Raw genomic sequence first — 14,714 nt, forward strand, 5'->3', positions numbered from 1 at the left:
CGTACGGGGTGGCCGGGAACGCCCGCACACCTGTCTCGCCCGCCCGCTCCGCGATCGCGTCGGCCACAGGAAAAGTGCCGGACGGCCAAAGGCGTCGTCGGGTACTGTTGCGGTCCGGCTGCGGACAGTCCCAGTCGTCGACGGCCGAGGGGGTGAGACCCATTACCGCTGTGTCAGGTCGGGTGCTCTCACCACGAAGCGACGCGGATCGCCCCCAGTAGGTGACCGCGGGAGCGCCCTTCGGCTCTCGAAAGGCTCCTGCCGCCATGCCGTCCCGCCCTTCCCACGCCGCCTTCTCCTCCCTCTCTGCCCGTTCCCTTTCTTCCTTGCCCGTCGCTCCGTCCGCACCCGCCGCACCGGATTCCGTTGTGGCCGCGCTGCGCGCCGCGGGCTGTGTCTTCGCCGAGGCCGAGGCCGAACTGATCTTCGCCGCCGCTCCCACCCCGGACCACGCGACCGAGATGGTCGAGCGCAGGGTCCGCGGGCTCCCCCTCGAACTCGTCGTCGGTTGGGCCGAGTTCAGCGGCCGACGGATCACCGTGGCCCCCGGCGTCTTCGTACCCCGGCGCCGTACCGAGTTCCTCGTGGCGCAGGCCCTCGCGCAGGCACCCGACGCGGCCGTCGTCGTGGATCTGTGCTGTGGTTCGGGCGCCGTCGGCGTCGCCCTGGCCGACGGCCTCGGCACGGTCGAGCTGCACGCCGCCGACATCGACCCGGCCGCCGTGCGCTGCGCCTGCCGCAATGTCGCGGACGTGGGCGGCCTGGTGCACGCAGGGGACCTGTTCGAGGCGCTGCCCGGTACGGTGCGCGGCCGGGTCGACATCCTCGCGGCCAATGTGCCGTACGTGCCCAGCGACGAGATCGGCCTGCTGCCCGCGGAGGCCCGCGACCACGAGCCGCGGGTCGCGCTCGACGGCGGCGCGGACGGGCTCGACGTGCTGCGCCGGGTGGCCGCCGGGGCCCCCGACTGGCTGGCGCCCGGCGGCTGCCTCCTGGTGGAGACGAGCCGCCGTCAGGCGCCCGCGGCTGCCGCCGCCTTCACCGGTGCCGGGCTGCGGACCCGCCTGGCCGTTTCGGAGGAGGAGTACGCCCATGTCGTGATCGGCGTCAGACCGTAGCTCCGCCCGACGCGGCGGGGCGGCCTGGGGAGGCAGGACCGCCGGGCAGGGTCGCGCGGGCGATGAGCAGGGCCACGTCGTCGAAGTTGTCGGCCCGGTGCAGGGTGCGCAGCAGCAGGTCGCACACTTCCTCGAGGGAGCTGCCGGGCCGGCCGTCGAGCAGTGAGAGCAGGTGGTCGAGGCGCTCGTCCAGCGAGTGGTGCCGGGTCTCGACGAGGCCGTCGGTGTACAGCACCAGCCGGTCGCCCGGCTCGATTCCGACGACGGTCGTGGAGAACTTGACGCCGCCCACCCCCAGCGGCACCCCAGTGGGCAGATCGAGCAGCTCCGGGGCGCCGCCGGCCCGTACCCGCACCGGCGGTACATGCCCCGCGTTGGCGATCAGGAACTGCTGCTCACGCGGGTCATGGACGGCGTAGACACAGGTGGCGATGGCGTCCTCCAGGCCGCAGACGATCCGGTCGAGGTGTCCGAGGAGCACCGCCGGATCGAGACCGAGCGAGGCCAGCGTGTTCGTCGCCGTACGCAGCTGCCCCATGGTGGCCGCCGCCGGGATGCCGCTGCCCATCACGTCCCCCACGACGAGGGCCGTCCTGCCGCTGTCCAGTGGGATCACGTCGAACCAGTCGCCGCCCACCTCGCTGGTGGCGCCCGCCGGCTGGTAGCGGGAGGCGACCTCGAGCCCGCCCGTCACCGGCGGATGGCTGGGCAGCAGGCTGCGCTGCAGGGTGAGCGCGGCGTCGCGGGCGCTCTGGTACCAGCGGGCGTTGTCGATCTGCACCGCCGCGCGGGCGGCCAGCTCCCGGGCCAGCAGCAGATCGTCCTCGTCGAACGGCAGCGGGTTGCCGGTGCGCTTGAGGTCGAGCGCCCCGAGCACCTCGCCGTGCGCGATCAGCGGTACTGCCAGATACGAGTGCACACCCGCCCGGCCCAGCAGTTCGGCCGCCTCGGCGGACCGGGCGATCCGGGGCAGGTCCTCGTCCTTGACCTGCGGCAGCATCACGGGCAGGCCGGTGCGTACGCACTCGGTGACGAACCGGTCCGGGGCGTACCGGGCCACCCTGCCCGGCTGATCGGCGGCCAGCAGGGCGTCCCCCGAGCCGGCGCCCGTGCCCTGGACCGCCAGCGCCCGGATCACCGCCGGCTCGGCAGGACCGAGGGTGATCCGGCGGCCCAGAACCACCGTGTCCAGCAGGTCCACGGCGGCCACGTCGGCCAGTTCGGGTACGGCCACCTCGGCCAGCTCACGGGCCGTACGCTCCAGGTCGAGCGTGGTGCCTATCCGAGCGGAGGCGTCGGCCACGAGGGCCAGTCGGCGCCGGGCCCGTTCGGCCTCGAGGCCCGTCCGGTACTGCTCGGTGACGTCCACCACGGAAAGGGCCACGCCAAGCACCGAGCCGAGCGCGTTCTCCAGCCGGAACAGGGAGGTGGTCCAGGCGTGGTCCTCGTCGGGATCGGCCGGGGTCCGGCCGATCATGAACTGGTCGACGACCGGTTTCCCGGTGTCCAGGACCTGCCTCGCCGCGGCTTCGACGGCGGCGATGTCCAACTGCGGAAGCACCTCGGGGATCGTGCGGCCCAGGTGTTCCTCGACCGGGAAGCCGTTGATCCGTTCCAGTGCCGGGTTGACCGAGACGTACCGCAGATCGGCGTCCAGGACGGCCAGCCCGATCGGGGACTGGGCGACGATCCGGGTGGACAGCGCCACGTCCTGCTCCATTCGGCGCACGGTCGACCGGTCGACCGCGAGGCCGAGGGCGTAGACGCGGCCCTGGTCGTCGGTCAGCCGCATGTTGCGGAACTCCACGAGCCGGGAGCTGCCGTCCTTGCGCCGGATGGGGAACGCCCCGGCCCAGCTCTGCCCGGTCCGCATGACCTCGGAGAACAGTGTGACCACCAGGTCCAGATACTGTTCGTGCACCATGATCCGGGCGGCGTACTGGCCCAGTGCCTCCTCGGCGCCGTAGCCGAACAGTTCCTCGGCCTGAGGGCTCCACAGGACGATCCGGCCCTCGGGGTCCAGCACCACCGAGGCCACGCGCAGCACGTCGAGCAGCCCACTGGGACGGACCGGCCCAGTGGCCGCTCCGTCTCCGTCGCCCTCGACCAGGGGTGACCCGGCTGAACTCATCGCACGCCCCGCCTTCGCCGATTTCCGCGGCACACCGTGACGGTGCCGACATCACTTGTTCTACCGCGTGTGGGGGCGATTCTCCGCCTCTCCAGCTGTCTCCTCCACCTTCTTTCTTCCATCCGTCGGGTGCCCCGTGATCCCGTGGGCACGCCGGTCGTGCGCGGGGAGTGCACCCGTACCCGTGCGTGCGGTGCTTGGCCGGGGGAGGGCGGGGTACGCCGTGTGGCAGGCCCGGTATGGCACGGCGAAGACGTAGCCAAGGCGCGGCAGGACGCGGCAAGGCGTCGCGACGAAAGGAGCGATCACGATGGGCAGCGAGCGACCCCACCCGGAATCCGTCTCGGTCGAGATCAGCGGGTGCGACAAGGATGACGCACGGATCGTGTTCGACACGCTGTGCGCGTGCTTCGCGTCCGACCGGTGCTCCGACGACGTGCCAAAGGAGTTCTCCGAGACCCGCCCGACGGTGTGGCTCGGTACGTTCGACGTCGCCGACCCGCACGAGGGCGGAGCCCGCCCCGGTGGCCCGGTCCGGCTGGCGTCCTCGGTCGACGCCGACCTGCACGGCGGCTACTGGGCGATCGACCGGTTCCGCATTATCTTGGACTCCCTGTTCACGGTGCGTGACCTGAGCACAGTCTCCGGCGACCAGGAGGAGGAGCTGCACGTTCGCCTCGAAAGCCGGTGATCGCGGTCAGGAACGGGACAGCGGGACGTCAGCACGGCCGGACGCCCCCGGCCGTGCGCGTCAGCGGATCGGTGTGCCCTCCACCACGTTTTTGCAACTAGTTGCAAAAGCGGGTGCGCGTCCTCTACAACAGAGGGACGACACCGCGCACGGAGGGCCCGATGAGCCGTTACCCGCACCTGTTGACCCCCCTCGACCTGGGCTTCACCACCCTGCCCAACCGGGTTCTCATGGGTTCCATGCACGTAGGCCTGGAGGAGGCCGAGAACGGCTTCGCGCGCCTGGCCGAGTTCTACGCCGCCCGTGCTCGTGGCGGCGTCGGCCTCATGGTCACCGGCGGCATCGCACCCAACGACGAGGGGCGGACCTTCGAGGGCGGCGCGAAGCTCACCACCGACGAGGAGGCGGAGCGGCACCGCGTCGTCACCGAGGCCGTGCACCGCGAGGGTGGGCGCATCGCCCTGCAGATCCTGCACGTCGGCCGGTACGCCTACCACCAGGACCTGGTCGCTCCGAGCTCCCTCCAGGCGCCGATCAGCCCCTTCACGCCCCGCGAACTCACCGACGCGGACATCGAGCGCACCATCGACGACTACGTCCGCACCGCCCGCCTCGCCCGGCAGGCCGGCTACGACGGCGTCGAGATCATGGGCTCCGAGGGTTATCTGATCAACGAGTTCATCGTCGCGCAGACCAACCGGCGCACGGACCGCTGGGGCGGCTCGTACGAGAACCGGACACGCTTCCCCCTGGAGATCGTCCGCCGGGTGCGTGAGGCGGTCGGCGAGGACTTCATCGTCATCTACCGGCTCTCCATGCTGGACCTCGTGCCCGGCGGCTCGACCCTGGACGAGGTGATCACGCTGGCCCGCGCCGTAGAGGCGGCCGGCGCCACGATCATCAACACCGGCATCGGCTGGCACGAAGCCCGCATCCCCACCATCGCCACCTCGGTACCGCGCGGAGCCTACACTTGGGTGACCAAGCGACTGATGGGCGAGGTCTCGATCCCGCTCGTCACCACCAACCGGATCAACACCCCCGAACTCGCCGAGCAACTGCTCGCCGAGGGGCACGCCGACATGGTGTCCATGGCCCGTCCGATGCTCGCCGACCCCGACTTCGTGGCCAAGGCCGCGGACGGCCGGCCCGAGGCGATCAACACCTGCATCGGCTGCAACCAGGCCTGCCTGGACCACACCTTCAACCTGCAGATCACCTCCTGCCTGGTCAACCCACGCGCCTGCCACGAGACCGAGCTGGTGCTGTCCCCGACCAGGCGCCGCAAGCGCGTCGCGGTCGTCGGCGCCGGACCGGCCGGCCTCGCCTGCGCCGTCAGCGCTGCCGAACGCGGCCACGACGTCACCCTGTTCGACGCCGCGAGCGAGGTCGGCGGCCAGCTCAATGTCGCCCGCAAGGTCCCCGGCAAGCGGGAGTTCGACGAGACCCTGCGCTACTTCCGCACCCGGCTCGCCGAACTGGCCGTCGACGTACGCCTGGACACCCGGGCCACAGCCGACGACGTGACCGGCCACGACGAGGTCGTCGTCGCCACCGGCGTCACCCCGCGCCTCCCCGACCTCCCCGGCGTGGACCACCCGAGCGTGCTCGGCTACCTCGACGTCCTGCGCGACGGCGCCCCCGTCGGCGACCGGGTCGCCGTCCTCGGCGCGGGCGGCATCGGCTTCGACGTCGCCGAGTTCCTCACCGACGGCGGCGACAAGGCGCACGAGAACCCCGAGACGTACTTCCGGCAGTGGGGCGTCGACATGGACCACCGCACGCCCGGCGGTCTCACCGCACCCGAGCGGCCCGCCTCGCCTCGCACCGTCCACCTGCTGCAGCGCAAGACGACCAAGGTCGGCGCGGGCCTGGGCAAGACCACCGGGTGGATCCACCGCACCGAGCTGAGACACCGCGGCGTCATCATGGTCCCCGGCGTGCGCTACGACCGCATCGACGACGCGGGCCTGCACCTCACCGTCGACGGCGAGAGCACCGTCCTGGAGGTGGACACGATCGTCCTGTGCACCGGCCAGGAACCGCGCCGCGACCTGTACGAGGAACTGATCTCGGCCGGACGCTCCGTCCACCTGATCGGCGGCGCCGACGTGGCCGCCGAACTGGACGCCAAGCGGGCCATCAAGCAGGGCACGGAGGTGGCGGCGGCTCTCTAGGCCGACCGTGAGCCGTCCCTAGGATGGGACCCATGTCACTCCCGCACGCGATCCTCACCGCTCTGCTCGAGAAGCCGTCGTCGGGGCTGGAGCTGACCCGTCGCTTCGACAAGTCGATCGGATACTTCTGGTCCGCGACGCATCAGCAGATCTACCGCGAGCTGGGGAAACTGGAGGCCGAGGGTCTGATCCGGGCGCTGGCCGCCGAACAGCCCGCCCGCGGGCAGAAGAAGGCCTACGAGGTCCTGCCCGCGGGCCGCGCCGAACTGGCCCGCTGGACCTCCACGGCGCAGGACCCCAAGCCGATGCGCGACGCGCTGCTGTTGCGGCTGAGGGCGGCGGCGGTGGTCGGCGCCGGGGGCCTCGAAGCCGATCTGCGGCGCCATCTGGAGCTGCACGAAAGGCAGTTGGCGGAGTACCGGGAGATCGAGCGACGGGACTTCCCGCCCGACAGGGACGCCCCGGACGACCGGCTCCGGCATCTGGTGCTCCGGGCCGGTATCGACCTGGAGACCTTCTGGACCGGGTGGCTCGGGCACGCGCTCGCGGAGTTCGCAGAGATCGCGGAGTCCACGGAGAACGCGGAAAGCTCGCAGAACACGGAGAACACGGAGAACACGGAGCGCGGGGAGAACGCAGGGCTGCCGGACGCTGGGCGGGCCGACCCCCCGCGGGTTCCCGCCCACACGGAACCGTCCGACTCCGGGCGCGCGGAATCGGACGGTTCGGGCTCCGGAGGGGCGTGACGCCGGCCGCCCGACCGGAGCGCGTCGGACGTGGTGGCGACCGGCGCCGTCTCAGAACCGGTTCGGTTTGTTGCGCCGGCGCAGGTACCAGGCCGTGGCGACGAGACCGGTACCGGCGAGCGCGCCGCCCGCCACCAGCGTCACCGTCCCGTAGTCCGTGGAGCTTCCGCCTATGCGACCCATCACCCCGAGGGGCGGCGAGGGCGAGGCGGTGACCGACGGACTGGGGGCGGGAGGGTCGGAGGGGGAGACGATGATGGACTGGGTGCCCGCGGTGGTCCCGTTCGAGCACATCACGATCACCGTATGGGTGCCCGAGCCGACGTCCGACCAGGCGGCGGACTGCCCCGAACCGGTTCCCGAGAGGGCCACCTGACGGCCCTGGGAGAAATTCGACTGGTCGGCGGCGAGCAGGGACGCGGTGCCCCAGCTGCCGTTGAGCTGGGCGCACGCGGTGGTCGTGACGGAGACGGTCGAACCGGCCGTGCTCACGGAGATGCCAGGACCCGAGGAGGCCGGGCCGGCCAGCGCCAGGGGCAGCGCGGCGGCGGCTACGACGGTCAGACCGGAGCGGGTCAGAAGCTTCGAGTAGCGCATGTGAACTGCCTCCCGGGGGCACGGCCGACGGTACATCCCTTGCGTCGCCGAGGGTCGGGAGCGACCGTGCTGCCACCCGCCCAGCCAATGCGCACCCGGTCCGCGGCGCATTCCGGCCGCCGCCGGGCAGGTGACGACGGCCGTCGCCCGGCGAACCCGCCCGTCGAGTGGCGCCGGCCCGCCCGGACCCGGCCGGCCCGCCCGGACCCGGCTCGTTCTGCCTGCCCGGCGGAGCCCGGTCCCGCTCAGCGCCGCGGGCCCGTCGTCACCGTGCGCTCCGTGGAGAAGCCGCCCCAGGTTCCGTCCGGCAGCCTGGCCCGGATCCGTACCCGATGGCTGACCCCCGCCTCCCGTCCCGCGTAGAAGCTGTACGTCGCCCGGTCGCGCGGTGCCTCCCCGCCGTAGACGACGGAGGTGGCCGGGCGGCCGTCCAGCTGTACCTGGTACTCCATGATCACCCCGTCCACGCGTGGCGGTACCCAGCTGAGGTCGATGTGGTACGCCCCCTCGGACCGGTGGCTCGAGGCGTGGAAGCCGGTGGGTGCCGCGGCGCGGCCGGCGCCGCTGCCCGGTGTGGTCAGGCGGAGGGGAGCACCGGGGGGAGACAGGTTGTCGGCCGCGTCCCGCGCCCGGACCGTGAAGGAGTAGCGGGTACCCGGTCGCAGCCCCGTCACCACGGTGGCGGTCTGACTCCCGCCGACACTGTGAATCTTCGTTTCTCCCTGGTGGACGTCGTACGACAGGACGCCCCGGTCGTCCGTCGAGGCGGACCAGCTCAGCTGGACGGCCCTGCTGCCGACCGCCTTGCCGCGGAGGTCCGAGGGACGGCTGGGCGCGGACCGGTCGGCCGCCGTGGCCGCCGGTGTCGTCGCCCGCACCTCCCGGCTGAGGGGCCCGAGCCGCCCTTCCGCGTCCCGCGCCCGCACGGTGAAGGCATACGTGGTGGAGGGCCGAAGCCTGGTGACATCCACCATGTGCTCGGAACCGGGTACTTCCTTGACCTTTGTGGTGCCCCGGTACACCTCGTACCGGCTCACCCGGGCGCTCGCGGCAGCGACGGTGTTCCACATGACATGCACACTTGTGGCGCTGCCGGCCTCGGCCGTGACACCCGCCGGAGTCCCGGGCGGCTGCCCGCCGCCCCCGTTCCCGGCTCCGCTACCACGGCAGGAGACGACCAGGAGAAGCACAAGCGTGAGCACGCCGCAGAGCAGGAGCGGCGAGCGGAGCGCGCCACCACGCAACGCGAGAGGACGGCGTGAGGGCACGGCAACGACGACAGGAACGCCTCGCACGACTCTTCCTCCCGACGGCGGACGGGAATGGTACGGACCAATACTCGGTCCCATGATGACGTGGATGACGCGATCACATCAAGGGGGCGGTGCGGCGACTCGGGCGACTCGGGCCGCGTACGGACACCGGCGCCGACTCAGCCTGGATCCACCGATGACCATGGAGGGAAGACTGTGTCCTCCCAGGTCAACCAGTCCTTCGGGTGGTAGTCGATCTTCACCTGAGAGGTGAAGGCGCGGAACGGCTCAATCGGGCCGCTGACCTGGGCGAAGGCTGCTCGGGTCCGGTTTTCTTCGGTGGATTCAGGCTCAGGCCGTCGGCCCATTGTCAGGCGGCCGAACGTGCACCGTACGGCCCTGCTGCGGTAGCCGCGCCATGGGTCCGGGATGAGATTGGGCCGAGTGCCCGTCAGTGTCCCCCACGAGAGGCCCGCAAACCGTGACCCCTGTCCAGTCGCTCGCACTGGCCGTGGCCGGCGTCGCCGTGCTCGCCCCCACGATGCTCCACAGCACCGCCTCCCAGCAGGCCCGCACGGAACCACCGGCCATACGACAGGGTGGCTCCGTCAGCGCCGCCGACCTGCTGGCCGAGGTACGTGACTGCACCCCCGTCTCCCACGGCAACTACCGGAGCGACCAAGGCGCCTCCGCCACCATCCCGGTGTGCGGCACCGACGATGCCGTGTTCTGGAAGGCCGACATGGACATCGACTGCGACGGACAGCCCGGCGTTCGCTGCAACACCGCCACCGACCCGTACTTCTCCGCCTCCACGGCGTTCGCGCAGTCCGACGGCCGGCCGCTGGACTCCGAGACCCTGCCCTACGTGGTGGTGCCGGTGCCGAGCGCGCTCTGGGACTACCGGGCGCACGGCGTCCGGGGCGGCTCGGTGGTGGCCGTCGTGTACGGCGACCAGGTGCAGTACGCGGTCGTCGGCGACACCGGCCCCGCGGGCGTGATCGGTGAGGCGTCCTACGCGACGGCCGAAGCGCTCGGCATCGATCCCGACCCACGAAGCGGCGGCACGTCCTCCGGTGTCACCTACATCGTGTTCAAGGACAGCCGGGTGATCCCCATCGAGGACCGGAAGGCCGCGGTGGCGGAGGGAGAGAGACTGGCCCAGTGGTTCGTGAACGGCGGCTGAGCCGAACCACCGCCCCTGGGCGGGCCTGAAACCGGAGCCCTCCGGGCGAGAAGTGACCGGCGGGGGAGCGACGGGCGGGGGAGTGACGGGCGGCGAAAGCTTCCGCCCGTCGCTCCCCCGCCGCAACCGTGCTCGTCAGACCTTCCGATACGTGTACGCCTCCGCCGCCGCGGCCTCCACCGCCGCGAGGTCCGCTCCCGTCGACGCCGTGACCACCGCGGCGACCGCGCCCTCCACGAACGGCGCGTCCACCAGCCGAGTGTGCTGCGGGAGTTCGTCTCCCTCGGCGAGCAGCGCCTTCACGGTGAGCACCGCGCTGCCGAGGTCGGTCAGGACAGCGACCCCGGCGCCGCGGTCGACGGACGCGGACGCGGCGGCGATGAGTTCGGCGCTCGTACCGAGACCTCCGTCCTCCGTGCCGCCCGCCGGGGCCACGGCCACCGCACTGCCGGCGCCCGCCAGACCCTTCGCCAGCTCGGCCACCGACGCCGCCACCTGAGCACTGTGCGACACCAGGACAATGCCCACCAGTTTCCCGCTGTCACTCACCGGACGCCTCCACGGCCTCGGAGGCGTCGGAAGCCTCGGAGGCGTCGACGAGGCCTGCGATCAGCAGGGCCGACGAGGTGGCTCCGGGATCCTGGTGTCCGATGCTCCGCTCGCCCAGGTAACTGGCCCGGCCCTTGCGGGCCCGCATCGGTGTCGTGGCCACCGCACCCTCCTCGGCGGCGGCCCGCGCCGCGGCGAAGGAGTCGCCGAGCGCGTCCACCGCGGGCACCAGCGCGTCGATCATCGTCTTGTCGCCCGGCGCCGCACCCCCGAGCTGCCGCACCGCGTCCACCCCGGTGCGCAGTGCCTCGGCCAGTTGCTCCCTGCTCACCTCGGTGGCGTCACCGAGCGCCTTGCCGGTGCGGCGGAGTAGTGTCCCGTACAGGGGCCCGGAGGCACCGCCCACCGTCGAGATCAGCAGCCGCCCCGACTGGGTCAGCACCGCGCCGGGCGTGGCGGGCGGCTCCTTGTCCAGCGCGGCCCGCACCGTGCTGAACCCGCGCTGGAGGTTGCTGCCGTGGTCGGCGTCACCGATGGGCGAGTCGAGAGCGGTGAGCCGCTCCGCCTCACGGTCGACGGTGGCGGAGGTGACCGCCATCCAACGGCGGAAGAAGTCGGCATCGAGCACTGGAACTCCTCACGTACTAGGCACTGTGAACCAACTACCCCGGTGGCCCTCACATGCCCCAGCGCAGTCCCGGGGTCTTCACCGGCGCGTCCCACAGTCGCAGTGTCTCCTCGTCCACCTGGCACAGGGTGACCGAGGCACCCGCCATGTCGAGCGACGTCACGTAGTTGCCGACGAGGGTCCGGGCGACGGGGACGCCGCGCTCGCCGAGAACCCGCTGCACCTCGGCGTTGAAGCCGTACAGCTCCAGCAGCGGGGTCGCGCCCATCCCGTTGACCAGGACCAGGACCGGATTGCGAGGGGTGAGATCCTCGAGGATCGCACCGACGGCGGCCTCGGCGATCTCGCCCGAGGTCATCATCGGTCGCCGCTCCCGGCCCGGTTCGCCGTGGATGCCGATGCCCAGCTCCAGCTCGCCCGCCGGCAGATCGAAGGTCGGGCTGCCCTTGGCGGGCGTGGTGACGGCGGTCAGGGCCACACCGAAACTGCGGGAGTTCTCATTGACCTGCCGGGCGAGAGCCTCCACCCGCTCCAGGGGCTGCCCCTCCTCGGCCGCCGCGCCCGCGATCTTCTCCACGAACAGCGTCGCACCGGTGCCGCGCCGGCCCGCGGTGTAGAGACTGTCGGTCACCGCGACATCGTCGTCGACCAGCACCTTCGCGACCTGGATGCCCTCGTCCTCGGCCAGCTCGGCGGCCATGTCGAAGTTGAGCACGTCACCGGTGTAGTTCTTCACGACGAACAGCACCCCGGCCCCGCTGTCCACGGCAGCCGCCGCCCGCACCATCTGGTCCGGCACGGGAGAGGTGAACACCTCTCCGGGACAGGCCGCCGAGAGCATCCCGGGACCCACGAACCCGCCGTGCAGCGGCTCGTGCCCGGAACCCCCGCCGGAGACCAGACCCACTTTCCCGGCCACGGGAGCGTCCCGCCGGACGATCACCCGGTTCTCCACATCCACCGCAAGCTCGGGATGCGCCGCCGCCATCCCCCGCAAGGCATCAGCGACCACGGTCTCCGGCACATTGATCAACATCTTCACGGGTACCTCCTAGAGAGCTTAGCGGGTGGGTCTTCGACCTGTTTTTTGCTGGTCAGAGCAGGTAGGGGAAGTTCTCGATCTTGACGGTCCGTAGCGGCCGGAAGCGGGCTGTGGCGGTACTGATGCCGACTTGATGCCGACTTTGTTGACGAGCCGTCAGGTCTGCTGGGCGGTTGGATGCAGGCCGACTGAAGTCCTCTTGTCCGAAGTATTGACCTTGCGGGAGCGAAGGTCACGTACGCGGGCGCTCAGGTGTGCCCGGGAGGTGGGACGGTCTTGTCGGCCGCGACACTGTCGGGCTTCTTACGGGGCCTTCCCGGACCGGGCTTCGGGGCGCGGATCTTCTCCAGGATCGGCTCGAACTGGATGCAGTCCGCTCGCTGCCCGCCGGTGACGATCAGGGACACCGGCGGCAGCGGCCGTCCGCGCTCAGGTGGAGCTTGGTGGTGAACCCGCCGCGAGAACGGCCCAGGCCCTCACTTCCCGCACCACCTTCACCAGGCGGCTGTGCAGGCTCTGCCATGGCGTTTCGGCCTGGTGTTCTGGGGGCTCGGCCCCTTTTGACGCCGGGGCCGGTGGCGGTTCGGTACGGGCGCCGGCCGCATGCTGGTGGGCACGGACGATGGTGGAGTCGACCGGCGCGCGGCACACGTCCACCACGTCGTCGTGGCCCCGCAGGTGCGCCGGCGGGGCGTGGCGACCGCGCTGTGCGAGAGGTTCATCTCCGTGGTGCGGGCCCGAGGCCGTCACCTGGTCCGCTGCGAGGCGGCCGTCGGTGCCGCCGCGACGCTCCACGCGCGGTTCGGATTCGTGCCGTCGCCGGGGACGGCCGACATGGTGCTCGACCTCGGCCCGCGACCGCCGGACGGCAGCACGGGGCCCGGAACCGCACCGGATGCGGGCCCCGCCGTCCGCCTCAGGATCGTCGAACCCGTCTTCGCCCTGGAGCACCGTGCGGACCGCCGGGAGCCCGGGGACGGGACCTGGCACGCCATGGTACGGGCGCCGGAAGGACTCACCGTCATCCGGGAGGCGGACCCGGCAACCCCGGAGGAGGAGCGGTGGACCGGCCTGTACGACGCCGACGCCGGCCACGGGCTGGACTGAACCGTCCCGGCTGTGCGTTGTGCAGGGACGGGGCGGCAGCAGCGTCGTGGACAAGGGCCGTCACACGCTCGTCCGGCAGTGCTTGCTGGTTCACAGGGGGGCTCCTTTTTCGTCGAGGCCCCTCCCGCCGACTACCGCTCCCGCTTGTACGGGACCATGAACACCGGGCAGCGCGCGTGGTGGAGGACGCCCTGGCTCACGGAGCCCAACCGCATGCCGCTGAAGCCGCCACGCCCGCGCATGCCCACAACCAGGCCGAGCGCGTGTGTGGAAGCCTCGGTCAGCTCCTGTACAGGATGTCCCTTCATGACCTCGTGGCGCAGCTCCACCTCGGGGTGGGCCGCAGTGCGCCCGGCCACCGTCTCGGACAGGAGCCGGCGGCATTCCTGAAGCGTCGCACCCTCGTCCAGGACTCCGAGCAACGGGGTGTGCCAGACGTACAAGGCACGCAGACCCGTACCCCGAGAGGAGGCCTCCTCGAACGCGAAGTCGACGGCTGCCGCCGAGTGCGGGCTGCCGTCGACACCGACAACCAAGTACGGCGGCTGCTGGGTGGTGTGTTCCGGCTCGCGCACGACGACCACCGGACAGGCCGCGTGGGCCGTCAGCGGCAGCGCGACCGCGGCCGAGCTGAACAGCTCCCGTGCGGCACCGAGATGCCAGGAGCCGACCACGACCTGCGTGGCATGGTGCGAGTGCTCGGCCAGGACCCACGCCGGGTGTCCCTCGGAAAGCACCGCGGAGGTTTCCACGTCGGGACAGCGCGACTCGACGAACGCGGACGCGCGCTCGAGCACGTCGTTTCCCGTCGTGTGCAGTTCCTCCCACCATTTTTCCCACGAAGGAGGGCTGCCCTTCTCCCGGAATCCGGGAACCGGCTCGCCCTGCGCGTACACGAGCGTCAGGGGAAGGTGGCGCCGGTCAGCCTCGTCGGCGGCCCAGGCGAGAGCCACCCGCTTGTCCGGATCGGGATCGACACCGACCACGATCGGCTTACGTCCGTCGGTGCGCATCATCAACACCTCCAGGGGTTTGTCGTCCCCACACCGCTGCGACGGGGCTGTGCGCGTGGTGGAGAACGGCCTGACGGAGCGAACCCGGCAACAGGCTGGTGAATCCGCCGTGGTCGCATGAGCTGACGACGGTGAGCCGGGCGGTCCGGCTCGCCTCGATCAGCGCTTTCCGAGTGGGCCGTGTACGGCCCGGTGCTCCACCTCGACGTCCGGATACCGTTCACACCCCCGCGAGCGCCTCTGTCAGGATCCGCTCCTCCGCAGCGGCGAGCAAGCCGGGCCGGTTCACGTAGGGCTCGGCTTGCTCCTGTGGAGGAGGCATGGGCGCGTTCCACGTCGTCCACGCCTGCAGGGCGACGACGCGTGCGCCCGGTACGGATGCCTCGTCCAGGCGAGGGCGACGGCCGCGGCGCCCGTCCGCGAGGTCGGCCATCAGCCGTCCGGGCAGCTCGGCGGCGTCGGCCCCCAGCCGGCCG

The 14,714-nt window shown here is 71.6% G+C and carries 13 protein-coding genes and 2 pseudogenes; 6 read left to right on the plus strand and 9 right to left on the minus strand.

Annotated features, from left to right (window positions below; translation table 11 throughout):
- Window positions 1-266 precede the first annotated feature (266 nt).
- A complete protein-coding gene (locus tag ACFPZI_RS30130; protein ID WP_381369657.1) occupies window positions 267-1,118 on the plus strand; it encodes a putative protein N(5)-glutamine methyltransferase in 852 nt (283 codons plus the stop codon).
- Here ACFPZI_RS30130 and ACFPZI_RS30135 read toward each other — a convergent pair.
- Window positions 1,108-3,249 (minus strand): SpoIIE family protein phosphatase, encoded by a 2,142-nt coding sequence (locus ACFPZI_RS30135; protein ID WP_381369660.1) that lies wholly within the window; start codon window positions 3,247-3,249, stop codon window positions 1,108-1,110. The genes ACFPZI_RS30130 and ACFPZI_RS30135 overlap by 11 nt on opposite strands.
- A 310-nt stretch (window positions 3,250-3,559) precedes the next feature.
- On the opposite strand from ACFPZI_RS30135, the gene ACFPZI_RS30140 reads away from it, so the two are divergent.
- From ACFPZI_RS30140 to ACFPZI_RS30150, 3 genes and pseudogenes are all read left to right on the plus strand, one after another.
- On the plus strand, window positions 3,560-3,940 hold the full coding sequence (locus tag ACFPZI_RS30140) for a hypothetical protein (RefSeq protein ID WP_381369662.1): 381 nt from the start codon (window positions 3,560-3,562) through the stop codon (window positions 3,938-3,940).
- Between the two features lie 161 nt (window positions 3,941-4,101).
- Window positions 4,102-6,117: an FAD-dependent oxidoreductase gene (locus ACFPZI_RS30145; RefSeq protein ID WP_381369665.1), complete on the plus strand. Its 2,016-nt coding sequence runs from the start codon at window positions 4,102-4,104 to the stop codon at window positions 6,115-6,117.
- A gap of 32 nt (window positions 6,118-6,149) precedes the next feature.
- Window positions 6,150-6,680, plus strand: a pseudogene (locus ACFPZI_RS30150) (PadR family transcriptional regulator); the annotation flags it as partial.
- Window positions 6,681-6,914: 234 nt separating this feature from the next.
- On the opposite strand, the gene ACFPZI_RS30155 reads toward ACFPZI_RS30150, so the two are convergent.
- Window positions 6,915-7,460: a hypothetical protein gene (locus tag ACFPZI_RS30155; protein WP_381369668.1), complete on the minus strand. Its 546-nt coding sequence runs from the start codon at window positions 7,458-7,460 to the stop codon at window positions 6,915-6,917.
- Between the two features lie 245 nt (window positions 7,461-7,705).
- Complete coding sequence (locus ACFPZI_RS30160) at window positions 7,706-8,704, minus strand: fibronectin type III domain-containing protein (protein WP_381369690.1); 999 nt, start codon at window positions 8,702-8,704, stop codon at window positions 7,706-7,708.
- A 550-nt stretch (window positions 8,705-9,254) separates the two neighbouring features.
- On the opposite strand from ACFPZI_RS30160, the gene ACFPZI_RS30165 reads away from it, so the two are divergent.
- A complete protein-coding gene (locus ACFPZI_RS30165; protein WP_381369693.1) occupies window positions 9,255-9,899 on the plus strand; it encodes a glycoside hydrolase family 75 protein in 645 nt (214 codons plus the stop codon).
- 135 nt (window positions 9,900-10,034) lie between these two features.
- Here the strand turns inward: ACFPZI_RS30165 and ACFPZI_RS30170 are convergent, their stop codons facing one another.
- From ACFPZI_RS30170 to ACFPZI_RS30185, 4 genes are all read right to left on the minus strand, one after another.
- Complete coding sequence (locus ACFPZI_RS30170) at window positions 10,035-10,448, minus strand: PTS-dependent dihydroxyacetone kinase phosphotransferase subunit DhaM (protein WP_381369671.1); 414 nt, start codon at window positions 10,446-10,448, stop codon at window positions 10,035-10,037.
- Entirely contained in the window at window positions 10,441-11,076 is a 636-nt protein-coding gene (dhaL, locus tag ACFPZI_RS30175) for a dihydroxyacetone kinase subunit DhaL (protein WP_381369674.1), read from the minus strand. Before dhaL ends, ACFPZI_RS30170 begins: the two co-directional genes overlap by 8 nt.
- A 49-nt stretch (window positions 11,077-11,125) precedes the next feature.
- A complete protein-coding gene (gene dhaK / locus ACFPZI_RS30180; RefSeq protein WP_381369676.1) occupies window positions 11,126-12,118 on the minus strand; it encodes a dihydroxyacetone kinase subunit DhaK in 993 nt (330 codons plus the stop codon).
- Window positions 12,119-12,366: 248 nt separating this feature from the next.
- Window positions 12,367-12,525 carry a hypothetical protein gene (locus tag ACFPZI_RS30185; protein ID WP_381369679.1) on the minus strand — a complete coding sequence of 53 codons (159 nt, stop codon included), beginning with the start codon at window positions 12,523-12,525 and terminating at the stop codon, window positions 12,367-12,369.
- Window positions 12,526-12,721: 196 nt separating this feature from the next.
- Between ACFPZI_RS30185 and ACFPZI_RS30190 the strand changes: the two genes are divergently transcribed.
- On the plus strand, window positions 12,722-13,225 hold the full coding sequence (locus tag ACFPZI_RS30190) for a GNAT family N-acetyltransferase (protein ID WP_381369682.1): 504 nt from the start codon (window positions 12,722-12,724) through the stop codon (window positions 13,223-13,225).
- A gap of 131 nt (window positions 13,226-13,356) precedes the next feature.
- On the opposite strand, the gene ACFPZI_RS30195 is transcribed toward ACFPZI_RS30190, so the two are convergent.
- Window positions 13,357-14,241 (minus strand): universal stress protein, encoded by an 885-nt coding sequence (locus tag ACFPZI_RS30195; RefSeq protein ID WP_381369684.1) that lies wholly within the window; start codon window positions 14,239-14,241, stop codon window positions 13,357-13,359.
- A 217-nt stretch (window positions 14,242-14,458) separates the two neighbouring features.
- A pseudogene (locus tag ACFPZI_RS30200) lies at window positions 14,459-14,714 on the minus strand (hypothetical protein); the annotation flags it as partial.

Source organism: Streptomyces chlorus, from assembly GCF_042655885.1.
Taxonomy (GTDB): Bacteria; Actinomycetota; Actinomycetes; order Streptomycetales; family Streptomycetaceae; genus Streptomyces; species Streptomyces chlorus.